Here is a 12,966-nt window from a genome sequence, read left to right as displayed (position 1 = left end):
CTCCGCCTCCTTGATATCCAACACTCTCTGAAGTCTCTCAATAGCTGCCTTTTTTCGGTAATACTCCGGTGTTGGGTATCCTGTGATCTTAATGCTTCCATAAGTTCCATCAGATCTGGTCCCCTTCACAGAATCCGAAACGATACCTAGGTTTCTGATCTGCTTTTCCAATTGCTCCTTGCGCCGGCGAATGTCCTTGATTTCTTCTCTCATCTCACAATACTGGACCAGTATTTCTTTGTCCAAATCCTGTCACCTCCCCGCTGTTGATTTCTTCTTCGATCTATTCTTTTTTTGCTTATACAGTTCTGCATAACTCATGGTTGCGGTCCTCTTCGGCTCCGTAAGGCTCTCCACCTGAACGAGGTGAGGAAACTTTCTGACCACAATCATTTTTTCTAGGTCAATCCGTACACCCCGAACAAAATCTTTCCTGTAACTCTTATAAGTGAACTTGTCCCCGGCCTTCACGGATAGCTTAAACTCTGCCAGCTCACGCATTGTAATACCTGGCTCCTCCGGTTCAATCTCTACACCATCAGACGCAACCGTTCCCACCATCTTGAATTTATACCGTTTCCCGTAGGTTCTTCCCTCACGGGCGTAATCTCTTATAGCCTGCCGAGGTATGGAAAGCAAATCTTCCCACTCCTTAGTGGTATGCTCACCTAACGGCTTCCCTTTATCATAGACAGCATATAAAATCTTAGGTGTCATGCTGCACCTTCTTCCTTCGTAATTCTGCAAAAGCTGGGCCTGTCCTGCGCTTCGGATCCGGACACAAACTTGTATATGTATAAGCTGGCATCTGCGCACTGAAACTCATTACCGGCGGCGCCTTTATAGCTTCATCCGCCTCGGCCTGTATTCGACTGTTTACGCTGGCTCTGTCTGCTCTGCAGTTTTTTGATGATTTTCTCAATGTATCCCTCCTCACGAACATTCAGTTTATATCTTTTTTTTATTGCTTCCAATATCTCCAGGTATTATAATGTGCTTACAGGCATTTCAAAATTAAGTATTAAATAAAGGAGAAAATTATGGAGAATAAAATAACAAAATTTCCTATTTCTTTTAAACAGAAACAATATAATAAATATGGTACAGGATATATTCCCTGTGAAATAAGTGATCGCTGGTTGCAATTTTCAGATACTTTTGACGAAAATCTTGGTTTAGTTTTTGTTGATGTTATGACTAACACAGAAAATGGCTCACCAAGAAAGTTATGTTCGCTTTGTTTAAATATAAATGATCTAAAAAATGAATTGAGTAAAATTAAACCCGAATAATGTAGCATCGCTTATAAATGATCCACAATACTTATTCAATTATTCATGAAATCAACTATTCCAACCGCTTCCCGTAACCTTTCTTTACTGGTATACTCATTGTCACAACCAGCGCTATCATTAGCAGATGCTGGGCATCTGACACATGGACATCCATTATCATCTAAGTGACACAATGCAAATGCAATTAACACTTTTATAACTTTTTTGGTTTGCATATTGCCTCCTTCTCAAAAATTCTAGGTAAATCTAAGCTGTGCCTGGCTATCATCAATCCTTATGTTAGGCATTCGCTCTCCAATTTTCAGATATGGGCAATTAGCTGTAACCAATGCTTCAGCAACTATAGGAACAACGCTGTTTCCAATACGCGCCACCTGTTCGGATACAGGATATTTCTTTCCTTCATAATCATGATCTATGATGTAATCTTCCGGAAATCCCTGTCCCAGTTTTAATTCCGGTTCAGCTTTTAGCATTCGGAGAAAGATATCCAAAATCACATACTCGTTTCCAAGAACCGTAACCAGGGCGAATCTGTCCTTTGTCACGATCGTATGTAACGGTTCTTCCAAGCTTACTCCAGTTACATCACCACCATAGTACTTAATGATAAACTGACTCACCCAGGTGCATTTCTGTGCTGCTTCTTCATCTACACCATTTTTTAGCAGCTCTTCCTTACTAATCGCAAGAATGCTTACATGTCCAAAATGTCCCGGACTGGTTGTGATTGTATGTATCGGTTCCCATAAAGGCTGTCCCACTCCCGTCTTATAAAACTTCGTGAGGAAAGCCGCCACCAGTCCATATCGGTTGCTGGTGTCAATCGTCATTACCGGTTCGTCTACCGATTGACCTCTTACCTCTGACTTTGTAGTTTCGGAATGATACTGAATCATAAGAGGACTAATATAACAATGTTCATTCTTCGTAACCACTGTACTCATTGGATCTTCAACGGATCTATTCCTATCTGCACAAAATCCCGTTTGTCCCAGTTGCATGATATATGGAGAACATAAATAATGCTTGTTTCCGCTGGCAACAATTGTGCTTACTGGATCTTCTGCACTATTTATCCGCGGAAGCCGTCCCTCCCGTTCCCCGTATCCTATTGGAACAATATAAGGAGTTACAGTCCCAAATCCATGCTTCTGCGTAATTGTAGGCATAGGCTCGTGAATGCTCTGCCCTCGGAAGTAATCGCCCCCATGGTTGACCTGAACTATAAACGGTTCCGGGCAGTTAAAAACAAATTTGTCAAGGCCTCTGGCTATCCGATTCATTGTTTTATCTGCCAGTGGTTTCTTCCTGCCAAAAATAGATTTACCTAAATCCGTTAAATCAAGATATTTCCATATAGGTTCCCATCTCTTTAACCCATCAGTACCATTTTTGTTATGAGTCGGTTCCGGCCAGACAATCGGCTTTCCATCTCTCCTAAATACTGCATACCATCTTTTTCTTGTGGTAGGAGCTCCATAATCAGCTGCTACCAGTTCCCGGCTATCAAACACATAACCAAGCGATTTCATTGCTCTTACAAATTTCTGGTAGTCTTCTCCTTTGCGTTCCTTTATGGGATACCCCTCTTTATCCAACGGTCCCCACTGCTGGATCTCTTCAACATTCTCCATTAAAATAACATCGGGCAAAATAGCTTTCGCATGTTTATATACTGCCCAGGGAAGAATTCTTAGCCCTTTCTCTCGTGGCTTTCCACCCTTTGCTTTACTATGGCTGGTACAATCAGGACTGGCCCACATCAAAGCTACATGACGACCTTTTACGTACTTCTGCAGGTCAACCTTAAAGATATCCTCAGTCAGATGTAATGTATCAGGGTGATTTGTTTTGTGCATCCGAATAGCCTGAGGATTGTGGTTAATTGCAATATCAACATGTCTGCCTATAGCCATTTCAATTCCAACACTCGCTCCACCACCACCGGCGAAGCAATCTATAATTAAGTCTCTCATTTTGAAAGGAGCCAGGATATCCTGTCACGGTGGCCACCGCTCCAGCCTCCTTTCAGTTTTTAATTAACTTGTTGTTTTCCCGGCATACACTCAAAATGTATGTGCAGCTCACTCCGTCTTCTGGTTTTTATGTACACATGATCCCCGTGGATCTCCTTACCGCAGATATAACACAGATGCCCCTCTTCCAGCTCGGGAGAACGGATTTTCTTTTTAGCTGCCATCTTCACGCCTCCACATTCTCTGTCCCAATTCCGCTATCATTTCAGCGACCACCTGCTCCATAAAAGGGTACTTCTTCATCAGCACCACCGCCCAGGTATTCATCCGTTCCCATTCGTCTGAATGCTTCGGGAGAACCTTTCCACGATAATTGAGCCAGAACTTGTTGTAAACCTCCTCAAAACCTTTCTGTACCTCCTGATCTGTCATAGGCTTTCCACCTTCACATAAATCCCAGGAAGATCTGACCAGAACTTTTCAGTTATCTCTGACGCCACCTGTGCATCATCTTTCCAGAAGTGCAGCTCCGTCATTACGTCTTTAAGAAGCTTGACCAGATTGTCCGTATCAGGCTTACTGGTCTTATATTCTCCGTTCTGGTGTTTTCCTGAAACGGGGAAGCCCCACTTTGTTATTAACCTCACTGGACCAATATACCTCTCTTCTGGTACATGCTGCCCCAGGTGAGCTAACAGCTTCGCCCTGGCCGTTTTCAGTTCTTCAGGTTCATAAAAGATCGGTTTCCCATTCACCACATGAACTTGCTTTTCCTGGTGCGTCACGGTGGGGACCTTTTTCATTGGCATAAAAAATTCAGTCACCATGATAATCAACTCCCTGCCATGTCTTTGTCTCAGAATCAAATTTAACGACACCAGCTTGTTTAATATTATTCCAGATATAATTCCACGTTTCTGGATTCTGGAAGAGCCACATCAAAACCTCACTGTGCTGAATATTAAATTCCTCTTCCGGCATAGAATGTTTTAGCGGTGGCATCTTTTTTGCAACCTTTAATAACTTGCTTCTTTTCTCTCCCGGCACTTGCTTCACCTCTCTAAATTTTTAATGTAAGAAATTATTTTTGCTTTTGAAATTCGCCTTGTCATGGGAAGGGGAAGGGAGGGGACGGGTGTCAACTTAGACCCGTCCTTTCCTACCCCATGACCACGTGTAACGGGGGAAAATGTTATATTATAATATAGAGTCTTCCCCGCACTCCGGGGATTCCTGATTTTAAGACTTCCCCGCACTCATACCATTCTGACGGGGAGGACTGCTTTTAAGTGTTCCCCGTAAATTACCACTCGACGGGGATTCCTTGTCATTCAGGCTCTCCCGTACCTTTGTTATCATCATTTTTCAGTATAAAACCATCTTCAATTATATAACCACCATGCTCTTTTACCCGATCCCGGATCGTTCTATCCGACACACCAAGGTACTCCGCTACATCATTTACAGTTGGTTTCTCTCCAAAATTGCTGCCCTCGATTGCCTCTTCCAGAGCTGTTTTCCGATCCGCTTTTCGGCTTTTGGCATTCTTTTTATTTTTAGCGCTGCCTCGTTGCCAGGGCGCCTGCTCTGCTTCTGGCTGAATATCTCCCAATACTCCAGACTGATCCACTACATGAATCGGATAATTAAACCAGAGATTTTGCGGTTCGAATTTAGAAAACTCTCGCAAGGTTCCTTCAATTCTCCATGCCGTCATTGCCTTTACTTTTGCTTTGGTAGCCTCTATATTACGCTCCAGGGCTATCATCTGCCACTTATCCAGCTTCTCTTTGCAGTAATTAAGCATCTGGAAGCTACTGCATAAATCGTCCAGAGAGAGATCATCTTCCCACTTAAAGTGTGCATCAAGGTACTGCTTGCAGGCTTCACACACCGCTTTATTTTCCTGCTGTTTCATTAACTCTTCGGTTGTTTCAAGCTCTATTAAATCAATGAGTGCATCCGGATCCCTGGCAAATACTCCCGATCCGCTGGCGCGATCCATAGACTTCTTTCCGCCCTGGCTTCCCTTGCTGTGATGGTGGCAGTAAATCACCGCCACACCAAGCTCCGTACACACCTTGTCAAACTGATTACAGAAATTTGACATCTGATCCGCGCTGTTTTCGTCTCCGGTAATGACCTTATAGATCGGATCAATGACAATGGCTATGTAATTCTTTTTCGCAGCCCTGCGGATCAGCATGGGAGCCAGTTTGTCCATAGGACGGGACTTCCCTCTTAGGTTCCAGATATCTATATTTTTAAGATTGTTTGGCTGCCACCCAAGCGCCTGATACACGTCCTTGAAACGATGGAGACAGCTGGCGCGGTCAAGTTCCAGATTCACATACATGATCTTTCCCTGCGTACAATCCCAGTTAAGCCACTTCTTTCCCTCAGCTATGGCAATGCACATTTCTATCTGAAGAAAGGATTTTCCCGCTTTTGATGGTCCTGCAATCAGCATCTTATGCCCCTGACGGAGCATTCCATCAATCAGGGTCGGTGCCAGCTCCGGAAGATTGTTCCACACATCGTCCAGGCTTTCCGGATCCGGCAGATCATCGTTGATAGATTCAATCCATTCTTTCCACTCCGCCCAGCTCTCTTTTCCGATGTTGGTATCAACAATAAATTGCTTCTGACCGCCACGCATTATACCGGGCATTCTGGACAATCTGGAAGGATTCTTATTCTGTTGATCAATGGCAAGCCCGTTCTTCTTGCAAATATCATAAAGATAATCCACTCGCTTCCGATATTCTGTCTGGTCGGCAGCATCAATTCTTACAATGGCATGAAGGCTTTTTCCACCGCTATGCACCAGACAGGCAACCGGTAATTCCAATTCCCGGATAATGGCGTGCTGCTTCTCAATCTCCATTGAGTCTGATTCCACCAGTGCGTACTTAAAATCAGTAACATTCTCATTCTTAGCGCCTTTACCATCCATGGGATTAAAGCGAATCCAAGCGCCGCCTTGTGGATCATAATCCCCCAGTACGCTTCCAACATCATCATTGCATTGCGATAGAAGTTCAATCAGTTTTCCAGCAGTCCGTCCATATGCTCCTTTGTCAGCAGGTACCCATTTCTGCTTGCCTTTTTCTTCCTTCTTCCAGCTCTTCATAACGTAGCCAACATTTTCACCAGCCTCAAACAGGGTTTCCAAATACTTTATAAGTTCCCCGGCTGGGCTCCAATGCGTTGGCTGGAGTACTTCCCTGTCCTCAACCCAGCTACTGTCAACAACCACACCAGCTGCTGAAACGGTATCGTTCCAATCAAGGGCGGTACCGGGATCATAAGGTGGGGTCCACCCCTGATCCCTTGCATATTGGACAATGGTTCCACCTGTCACCGGAGTACCGGCCCCGTGGAAGCCCCGCCATTTTTTTTCACATTCCCCCGTGTGATACCGCTGGTCGTTCATGCTCCATCGGTCCCACACATCAACGGAATACCCTTCATGCTGCAGAGCCATACCGACATTAATCCAGTCCTGGTAATCAAGTTCTGATGGGTCTATATGATTTAGGACCTCCATGAGGTCGTATGTACTATCCATGTTTCAAGTCTCCTTATTCCGGTATATACTCACGCGGATTTACGCCAGAAGGTGCGCCCCGCCAGCCCGCCGCCGCAATGCGGTCAATCATGTTTTTAGCTGAATCAAAGTTCCATGTTCCCACATGCTGAAAGCCATACTTTTCTAAGCAGCGGATCTGCTTTGGTGTGCTTAACCCTTCCTCTTGGCGCTTATGTAAGCGATCAAGGATTAAACTTGCCTTACCTGCGTTGTTAATTTCATCAGGCATAATTCCCCGTTTTTCTAGCTCTCTTTTCTGCCCGTCTGAGGGTGGCGACATTTCCCAGCCAAAAGCCGGAACATATCCGGATAAATCCTCCGCCTGAATGCTCATTTCAAACTGCAATGGATCCACCAGTGCTTTCTTACGCTTTTTCATTTCTTCCAGCTTCTTTGCGAGGGCTTCTTCTCTCTGCGCAACAACATCTTCTGCAGCTTGTTTTTCTGCCAGTTCTATATCTACTGGGCAGCCAGCCTGTTCGATGTTCTCAGTCATTTTCCGGGCTACTTCCTCATCCTGGCAGATCAAACTGGCAGGGTGGCAAAGCTCATGTCGCTCAGTGTGCCATAAGAAATCCAGTAGAAGTAAGTGATCCTTTCCCGGAAATAACCGGGTTCCACGTCCTACCATCTGGCTGTAAAGACTACGCACCTTTGTGGGTCTGAGTACCACGATACAGTCCACACTTGGACAGTCCCACCCTTCGGTCAGTAACATGGAATTGCATAGGACGTTATAATCTCCCCGCTCATAGGCTGCCAGCACTTCTGCGCGGTCCTTACTGTCTCCGTTTACCTCTGCAGCCTTAAATCCTTTGTTATTTAGAATGTCCCTGAATTTCTGGCTTGTTTTGACCAGAGGAAGGAAAACAACCGTTTTGCGATCCTTGCAGTGCTTTTCCATTTCATCAGCGATCTGATATAAATATGGATCCAATGCAGTAGCAATGTCTCCTGACTTAAAGTCTCCTGACTGCATTCCTACTGCTGACAGATCCAGCTTAAGCGGAAGGGTTAGAGCTTTGATAGGGGAGAGGTAGCCGGCTTTAATTGCCTTTGGAAGTGTATACTCATAAGCCAGACTGTCAAAGCATTCACCCAGGTTTCGCATATCACCACGATCCGGTGTCGCTGTTACACCTAAAATATTGGCTCCTTTGAAATAATCTAAGATCTTTTGATAACTGTCAGATAGACAGTGATGTGCTTCATCAATGATAATGGTGTCAAAGTAATCTACCGGGAACTGTTTTAACCGTTTTTCTCTTGTAAGACTCTGAACAGATCCGACCACAACACGGAACCAACTCCCCAGGCAGGTTTCTTCTGCCTTTTCTGTAGCACACCCAAGTCCTGTGGCTTTCCCGATCTTATCGGCAGCCTGATCTAAGAGCTCCCCACGATGCGCCATTATGAGCACCCGGTTTCCCCTGCGTACACAATCCTCTGTTACTTTTGCAAATACGATTGTTTTACCACACCCCGTAGGGAGGACCAGGAGCGTCCGTCTGACGCCCTTGTCCCATTCTTCAAAGATTGCAGCCTTTGCCTCTGACTGATATGGTCTAAGTTCCATAATTAAAACTTCCCTGCCTCAAATTTTTTCGGTTCATATGGAAGATATCTCTTCACATGATTAAACTTCTTAGTCGGATCGTCTCTTCCAGGCGTTACCTCGATTGTAGCCTTCCCCTTTGCTCCGGGGACTGCTGGCCAGTTCATTCTGACTTTGCCCTCAATTTCTTTTTCACCAATGCAAAGGAAGAACTGTGCAATTTTCCACTGCATCTTATCATAAAGAAGTAAGTTCTCTGTAATAAGAGTGGTTCCCTCCTGGGTGTCGATTCTCAGCTTTAAGATTGCTTTGTTACACTCTGGAGATTTATCACCGCCTGGGTGTCTGGCCCGTTCGAATGACTCCACTGTAAACTCATAATCTCCAGGAGGAAGGAGGACAAAGTCCCCGCCCCCTTCGCCTTTTTCTACTTCATCGTCCCATCCTAATTCTTTTGCTTCATAATCTGCCATTTACAATATCCTCCTTAATTAAATACTAAGCTGTCATTCTTTTTCATTTCTTTAATCATTTCGTATACCTGATCCCAGGCAGCCACCAAAACCCCGTCAATAAATCCCGGATTAACCTCTTCATACTTCCATACTGGAATATCTGCTGTAAGGTATCCTCTGGCAGCAACTACATTCTGAATATCCCACTCGTCAACCTGATTACGGATCATCAAATCTCGAAGGGCTTTGGGAATCCGTTCATCAATCTTTACATCTGGTGGGGTTACTGATTCTGACTTTGTATCCACCGGTGAAGCTGTTTTCTCTTCCTTTGGAGGCTCTTCTCGGCTCTGGCTGACAGTACTCCCAGAGTCCTCCTGCTTTGGCTGAAAAACTGGTGAAGTGGTCTTCTTTTCTTCCGAAACGGGATTTCCCGCAACGGAACTTTCTATGATGTGGCGGATGGAATCGTATTCAAATGGTACTTCGTCAGGAAGACCATAGCGGTTTTTGGCATCCCAGCAAGAGTGATGGGTTGTATACATGACTCGTCTGCCGCCCTGAGCTTTGTTCTTTCCTTTTTGAGCACCCTGACCGTCCACGTTGACTACCATTGTCTTATAGTTGCAGAACAGAACCATATCTGCCCATTCCTTCACCATAGGCGCTACACCTTTGCTCAGCTTCATTTCCCATCGATCATAAGCTCCCATTTCATCCGGTTGTTCAAACTTTCTCATTTTTGCATGAGCTGTTAAAACCACATTAATCCCGACTTTCGTCACATCGGTAAGAAGATTTAAAAGCTTTCCGAACTCCTCCTGGATATATGTATAACCTTTTCCATAGCCAAAATCTTCAATGCTGCTTTTCTGATTCTTCGTGCAAACACTGGTAGTGCAGAGCGTTTCAGCCCAGTCTGCCGTATCGACGATTAAAGTTTTGCAGACATTGGGTGTCTTGATCACATCTGAAACCTGATTCAAAATCATGGTCCAGCTGCTAGGCTCCGGAAGCCTTGCCACATCCATATCCTTGGTGCTTCCCTCGGTATCAATAAATACCGGATCCGGGAACCGTGCTGCAAAAGTTGACTTGCCAATTCCCTCGGGACCGTACACAACGGTCTTCTTCGCCCCTGGCAACTTTCCTTTAATAATCTGCATTAAAATACTCCTTCCTTCCATCCTGTCTTCTTATCTTCCATGAGCGGGTGCTCCTGACCTGCAACGTATCCATCTTCTATGACAATACTACACTCTTCCCCGGTGCTTACCCTGGTAGCAATGGCCTGCAGTCCTTCCGCTTCCAGCCACTCACCAAACTCCTTAAGCACTTCAAGGTCCATCTGCTCCAACTTATCCAGGAGAACAAAACCACACTCTGGATTTAACTTCCGGACAATAGCCGTGGATACCTTAAGCCGGTCGGAACCTGACATGTTGTCCCACTGCTGACCTTTATATATCAGCTCTCCCTCTTTGATCGAAAGTTCTGGAAGAGGGAGCTCCGCTGACTTAAGAAGCTCATTCTTTGCGTCTCTGGTTTCATCAAGCTGTTTAGAAAGCTGGTCATACTGCCTGCGGTATTCCCTGGCGTCGTCTTCTGCTTTCTCTTTATCAAGGTTCGCTCGTACTTTCCGGTTGATCTCCTCAATATCAGAAATACTGCGTTCCAGTTCTGCAGTAGACTGATCCTCCAAATCTTTCGCATTCATTCTGGCAATGGAAAGATCTGCCCGAACTGCTTCCTGTTTCTTCAGGAGCTCCTGGATCTGCTCCATAAGTCTCTGGTCTTCCTGTTCTAACTGGTGGAGCCTTTCCCGCTTTCTCTGGTTCTCACCATTCTGCGCCAGGATGTCCTGTTGCTTCTTAATGAGATCAGAAGCAGATACTAATTCCACCGGAGCGTCATTGTAAGCTGGTTGCTCTTTGGCATACTTTTCTTTCTGATCAGCAATGCGTCCAATGGTAAGCCGCTCATTATATTTTTCCTGCTCTTCCCGTTCCAAGGTAAGGAGTTTGTCTCCCACTCCAATGATCTTAAGTAGGATCTGGGCTTTCTCTTTTGAGGTGGATTCCATGAACTTGGGAAGGTTCAACGCGAACTGCTCCACAAAGTCATTAAGGAGCTGCTGCCCCCCCTTCTCCCCATTTGGATCTGTTACCTTCAGGGCGCTGTTCTTGCCTTTCCGCTCAACCACCAGACCGTTGCTCATGGTGATACGCAGGTTTGGTGGAATCACCGACTGGTCGCGCTGCGCCTGCGAGGGACGAAACTTGTCCCCACCCAGTACCCAGGCGATAGAATCCAGTACAGAGGTCTTTCCCTGGTTGTTTCTGCCCCCGATAATAGTCAGGCCGTTTGCTGATGGTTCAATCTTTACAGCCTTAATTCGCTTTACATTCTCAATCTCCAATTGATTGATTTTCATAGACATTGTTGCAATCCTCCTGTGAATCCCTTATAATAGGGATGTGAATGATTTACGTGTTACCTTGATTCCCTGGGAGTTGCCGCTCCTGGGGTTTCTGCTTCTTGGGAATTGATTCCTCTGTTCCCTCTCCATCATTAAGTCCTTTGGCTACCGCGTAGGCTGCATCTTGATTATAAATAATTTCGCCTGCATACTCTCGGTTGCCAGAATGATCCACCTTACTAATATCTCTTAATCGGTAGACCTGAAAAACCCTTTCGTCACCTATGAATTGGGACGATACTTTCCATTTACCGTGCATGTGATTTCACCTCCTCTCACGTTACTTCCAGCGCACCACACACCATAAACATTAAAGCAATGCTTCCAATGAAGATCACCGCCGGCATGATCCACTTTGTAAACTCCATCAGCTTCGATGGGCGGGTGTCGGTGTAATCGTCTAAGTTGTCATAGTACTTCTGCATGGGGTTCCTCCTTTCACAGTAGAATAAATTCCTTAATCTCTTTACTGGTAAGTGGCCTTCCCAGTACGATACTCGCAGCCTGTATGGGAGTAATTTTCAGGGCCTTACCTAAATCCCATAATTCATTCAAAGTAAATGTTTCAGGCTTGGACCGCTTATTCTGGATCGTTCTCGGGGTAACACCCAGCTTTACTGCCATTGCTTCCTCATTTAGGCTGTACAGAGCCATATTATTGGAGATACAGGCCCGAACCACCCGACTTGACGCTTCCTTTTCATTTGGCCTTAACTTTGGCACTACACTCCCTCCTTATATAATTTTTGCATGGGTACCGTCTGCTGCACTCTGGACAGCGGTTGCGGTACCGACAGGACTTACATGAATATGTGACCATGTCACGCTACCCCTAAATTCATCTGGGCGTTAGCTGTTTCAATTAATTCCACAAGATATGTAGGAGCTTCGTAGCAGTCAATCAGTTCATGAGCGTCTGCGATATACTTCCGTTTCAGGGCCTTGTAGGACTTTGGCCTGCCGCTATCGTCATAGATACCGAACTCCCTCTTAATCTGATCGTAAATATCCCGATAGACCTTGGAACGGATTTCTGTATCCTTATAGGCTTCCGACTGCTTACCGCCCAGGACCTTTACACCTTTGCGCTTTATGTGGTTAGAAAGCTCGTCCGCTTCGGCTCCGTAAAGGGGAATGTCAAATTCCAGCTTGTCCATGCGGTTTTCCATCTGGACCTGTTTCTTGTCAATCATTATGATGGCTTGTAATTCCCTTGACATGTTTGGCATTTCATAGTGGCCATTCTTTCTAAGGGAAGGGATTACGTCCATAGCAAGCCATCTTTGATACTTCTGGGCTTTCTCATTGCTCGCTTTCATTCCCAGTAAATAATACAGGCTTTCGGGTATGTAATCGTCTTTCCCAACATCTTGGGAAAACTTCAATTCCTTACAATAAGCATTCATAGTCTCCCAACGTACATACGTTTTTCCACTCTTTTCTTGAATCCACCCAAAACCTATAGCCGTATCCTCCGCACTAACTGAAATACTTCCATCTGGGTTCATTATTGTTCTTACTTGTAAACCTAATTCCTCATTTTTAAAGACTTTCAAATCGTTCATAAAATCATTCCTTTCTTGTAAAATTTTCCAATTTCTTCTATAATGC

Annotated in this window: 18 protein-coding genes and 1 pseudogene; 1 reads left to right on the top strand and 18 read right to left on the bottom strand. The window is 45.0% G+C overall.

The features are described 5' to 3' along the window. The 3 genes and pseudogenes from V7D18_RS01570 to V7D18_RS01560 all read right to left on the bottom strand — a co-directional run. Positions 1-246, bottom strand: a pseudogene (locus V7D18_RS01570) (hypothetical protein); the annotation flags it as partial. Positions 247-252: 6 nt separating this feature from the next. After that, complete coding sequence (locus V7D18_RS01565) at positions 253-717, bottom strand: hypothetical protein (RefSeq protein WP_426150801.1); 465 nt, start codon at positions 715-717, stop codon at positions 253-255. Next, positions 707-922 carry a hypothetical protein gene (locus V7D18_RS01560; RefSeq protein ID WP_426150799.1) on the bottom strand — a complete coding sequence of 72 codons (216 nt, stop codon included), beginning with the start codon at positions 920-922 and terminating at the stop codon, positions 707-709. Before V7D18_RS01560 ends, V7D18_RS01565 begins: the two co-directional genes overlap by 11 nt. 118 nt (positions 923-1,040) lie before the next feature. Here V7D18_RS01560 and V7D18_RS01555 point away from each other — a divergent pair, with 118 nt between their 5' ends. Next, complete coding sequence (locus V7D18_RS01555; protein ID WP_426150797.1) at positions 1,041-1,292, top strand: hypothetical protein; 252 nt, start codon at positions 1,041-1,043, stop codon at positions 1,290-1,292. 35 nt (positions 1,293-1,327) lie between these two features. Here V7D18_RS01555 and V7D18_RS01550 read toward each other — a convergent pair whose 3' ends face one another. From V7D18_RS01550 to V7D18_RS01480, 15 genes are all read right to left on the bottom strand, one after another. Next, complete coding sequence (locus tag V7D18_RS01550; RefSeq protein ID WP_426150795.1) at positions 1,328-1,510, bottom strand: hypothetical protein; 183 nt, start codon at positions 1,508-1,510, stop codon at positions 1,328-1,330. Positions 1,511-1,531: 21 nt separating this feature from the next. After that, a complete protein-coding gene (locus tag V7D18_RS01545) occupies positions 1,532-3,214 on the bottom strand; it encodes a DNA cytosine methyltransferase (protein WP_426150793.1) in 1,683 nt (560 codons plus the stop codon). A 119-nt stretch (positions 3,215-3,333) separates the two neighbouring features. After that, entirely contained in the window at positions 3,334-3,498 is a 165-nt protein-coding gene (locus tag V7D18_RS01540; RefSeq protein WP_426150792.1) for a hypothetical protein, read from the bottom strand. Beyond that, positions 3,488-3,706 (bottom strand): hypothetical protein, encoded by a 219-nt coding sequence (locus V7D18_RS01535; protein ID WP_426150790.1) that lies wholly within the window; start codon positions 3,704-3,706, stop codon positions 3,488-3,490. Before V7D18_RS01535 ends, V7D18_RS01540 begins: the two co-directional genes overlap by 11 nt. Next, complete coding sequence (locus V7D18_RS01530) at positions 3,703-4,101, bottom strand: RusA family crossover junction endodeoxyribonuclease (protein ID WP_426150788.1); 399 nt, start codon at positions 4,099-4,101, stop codon at positions 3,703-3,705. Before V7D18_RS01530 ends, V7D18_RS01535 begins: the two co-directional genes overlap by 4 nt. Then, a complete protein-coding gene (locus V7D18_RS01525; RefSeq protein WP_426150786.1) occupies positions 4,091-4,321 on the bottom strand; it encodes a hypothetical protein in 231 nt (76 codons plus the stop codon). Before V7D18_RS01525 ends, V7D18_RS01530 begins: the two co-directional genes overlap by 11 nt. A 280-nt stretch (positions 4,322-4,601) precedes the next feature. Then, positions 4,602-6,845, bottom strand: a complete 2,244-nt coding sequence (locus V7D18_RS01520) for an AAA family ATPase (protein WP_426150784.1) — start codon at positions 6,843-6,845, stop codon at positions 4,602-4,604. A 13-nt stretch (positions 6,846-6,858) separates the two neighbouring features. After that, the gene (locus V7D18_RS01515) at positions 6,859-8,442 is read right to left on the bottom strand and encodes a DEAD/DEAH box helicase (protein ID WP_426150783.1); all 1,584 of its coding nucleotides are present in this window, start codon (positions 8,440-8,442) and stop codon (positions 6,859-6,861) included. 2 nt (positions 8,443-8,444) lie between these two features. Then, a complete protein-coding gene (locus V7D18_RS01510) occupies positions 8,445-8,894 on the bottom strand; it encodes a hypothetical protein (protein WP_426150781.1) in 450 nt (149 codons plus the stop codon). A gap of 14 nt (positions 8,895-8,908) precedes the next feature. Next, complete coding sequence (locus V7D18_RS01505) at positions 8,909-10,042, bottom strand: ATP-binding protein (RefSeq protein ID WP_426150780.1); 1,134 nt, start codon at positions 10,040-10,042, stop codon at positions 8,909-8,911. Beyond that, positions 10,042-11,316, bottom strand: coding sequence for an AAA family ATPase (locus V7D18_RS01500; protein WP_426150778.1), 1,275 nt, complete (start codon positions 11,314-11,316; stop codon positions 10,042-10,044). The genes V7D18_RS01505 and V7D18_RS01500 overlap by 1 nt, the downstream gene beginning before the upstream one ends. Positions 11,317-11,362: 46 nt before the next feature. Next, positions 11,363-11,614, bottom strand: coding sequence for a hypothetical protein (locus V7D18_RS01495; RefSeq protein ID WP_426150776.1), 252 nt, complete (start codon positions 11,612-11,614; stop codon positions 11,363-11,365). Between the two features lie 16 nt (positions 11,615-11,630). After that, a complete protein-coding gene (locus tag V7D18_RS01490) occupies positions 11,631-11,780 on the bottom strand; it encodes a hypothetical protein (protein ID WP_426150774.1) in 150 nt (49 codons plus the stop codon). Positions 11,781-11,793: 13 nt separating this feature from the next. Then, the gene (locus V7D18_RS01485; protein WP_426150772.1) at positions 11,794-12,078 is read right to left on the bottom strand and encodes a hypothetical protein; all 285 of its coding nucleotides are present in this window, start codon (positions 12,076-12,078) and stop codon (positions 11,794-11,796) included. Between the two features lie 98 nt (positions 12,079-12,176). Further along, positions 12,177-12,920 carry an ORF6C domain-containing protein gene (locus tag V7D18_RS01480; protein ID WP_426150770.1) on the bottom strand — a complete coding sequence of 248 codons (744 nt, stop codon included), beginning with the start codon at positions 12,918-12,920 and terminating at the stop codon, positions 12,177-12,179. Positions 12,921-12,966: the final 46 nt, after the last annotated feature.

It is taken from the genome of Lacrimispora sp. 38-1 (assembly GCF_049890855.1).
In the GTDB taxonomy this organism is placed as follows: domain Bacteria; phylum Bacillota; class Clostridia; order Lachnospirales; family Lachnospiraceae; genus Lacrimispora.
This window is presented reverse-complemented; position numbering and strand designations above follow the sequence as displayed.

What these genes read in the sequence shown, in the direction of transcription:
- V7D18_RS01565 (WP_426150801.1), bottom strand. Translation starts at nt 717, where the DNA reads ATGACACCTAAGATTTTATATGCTGTCTATGATAAAGGGAAGCCGTTA.
- V7D18_RS01555 (WP_426150797.1), top strand. Translation starts at nt 1,041, where the DNA reads ATGGAGAATAAAATAACAAAATTTCCTATTTCTTTTAAACAGAAACAA.
- V7D18_RS01550 (WP_426150795.1), bottom strand. Translation starts at nt 1,510, where the DNA reads ATGCAAACCAAAAAAGTTATAAAAGTGTTAATTGCATTTGCATTGTGT.
- V7D18_RS01545 (WP_426150793.1), bottom strand. Translation starts at nt 3,214, where the DNA reads ATGGCTATAGGCAGACATGTTGATATTGCAATTAACCACAATCCTCAG.
- V7D18_RS01540 (WP_426150792.1), bottom strand. Translation starts at nt 3,498, where the DNA reads ATGGCAGCTAAAAAGAAAATCCGTTCTCCCGAGCTGGAAGAGGGGCAT.
- V7D18_RS01535 (WP_426150790.1), bottom strand. Translation starts at nt 3,706, where the DNA reads ATGACAGATCAGGAGGTACAGAAAGGTTTTGAGGAGGTTTACAACAAG.
- V7D18_RS01530 (WP_426150788.1), bottom strand. Translation starts at nt 4,101, where the DNA reads ATGGTGACTGAATTTTTTATGCCAATGAAAAAGGTCCCCACCGTGACG.
- V7D18_RS01520 (WP_426150784.1), bottom strand. Translation starts at nt 6,845, where the DNA reads ATGGATAGTACATACGACCTCATGGAGGTCCTAAATCATATAGACCCA.
- V7D18_RS01515 (WP_426150783.1), bottom strand. Translation starts at nt 8,442, where the DNA reads ATGGAACTTAGACCATATCAGTCAGAGGCAAAGGCTGCAATCTTTGAA.
- V7D18_RS01510 (WP_426150781.1), bottom strand. Translation starts at nt 8,894, where the DNA reads ATGGCAGATTATGAAGCAAAAGAATTAGGATGGGACGATGAAGTAGAA.
- V7D18_RS01505 (WP_426150780.1), bottom strand. Translation starts at nt 10,042, where the DNA reads ATGCAGATTATTAAAGGAAAGTTGCCAGGGGCGAAGAAGACCGTTGTG.
- V7D18_RS01500 (WP_426150778.1), bottom strand. Translation starts at nt 11,316, where the DNA reads ATGTCTATGAAAATCAATCAATTGGAGATTGAGAATGTAAAGCGAATT.
- V7D18_RS01495 (WP_426150776.1), bottom strand. Translation starts at nt 11,614, where the DNA reads ATGCACGGTAAATGGAAAGTATCGTCCCAATTCATAGGTGACGAAAGG.
- V7D18_RS01490 (WP_426150774.1), bottom strand. Translation starts at nt 11,780, where the DNA reads ATGCAGAAGTACTATGACAACTTAGACGATTACACCGACACCCGCCCA.
- V7D18_RS01480 (WP_426150770.1), bottom strand. Translation starts at nt 12,920, where the DNA reads ATGAACGATTTGAAAGTCTTTAAAAATGAGGAATTAGGTTTACAAGTA.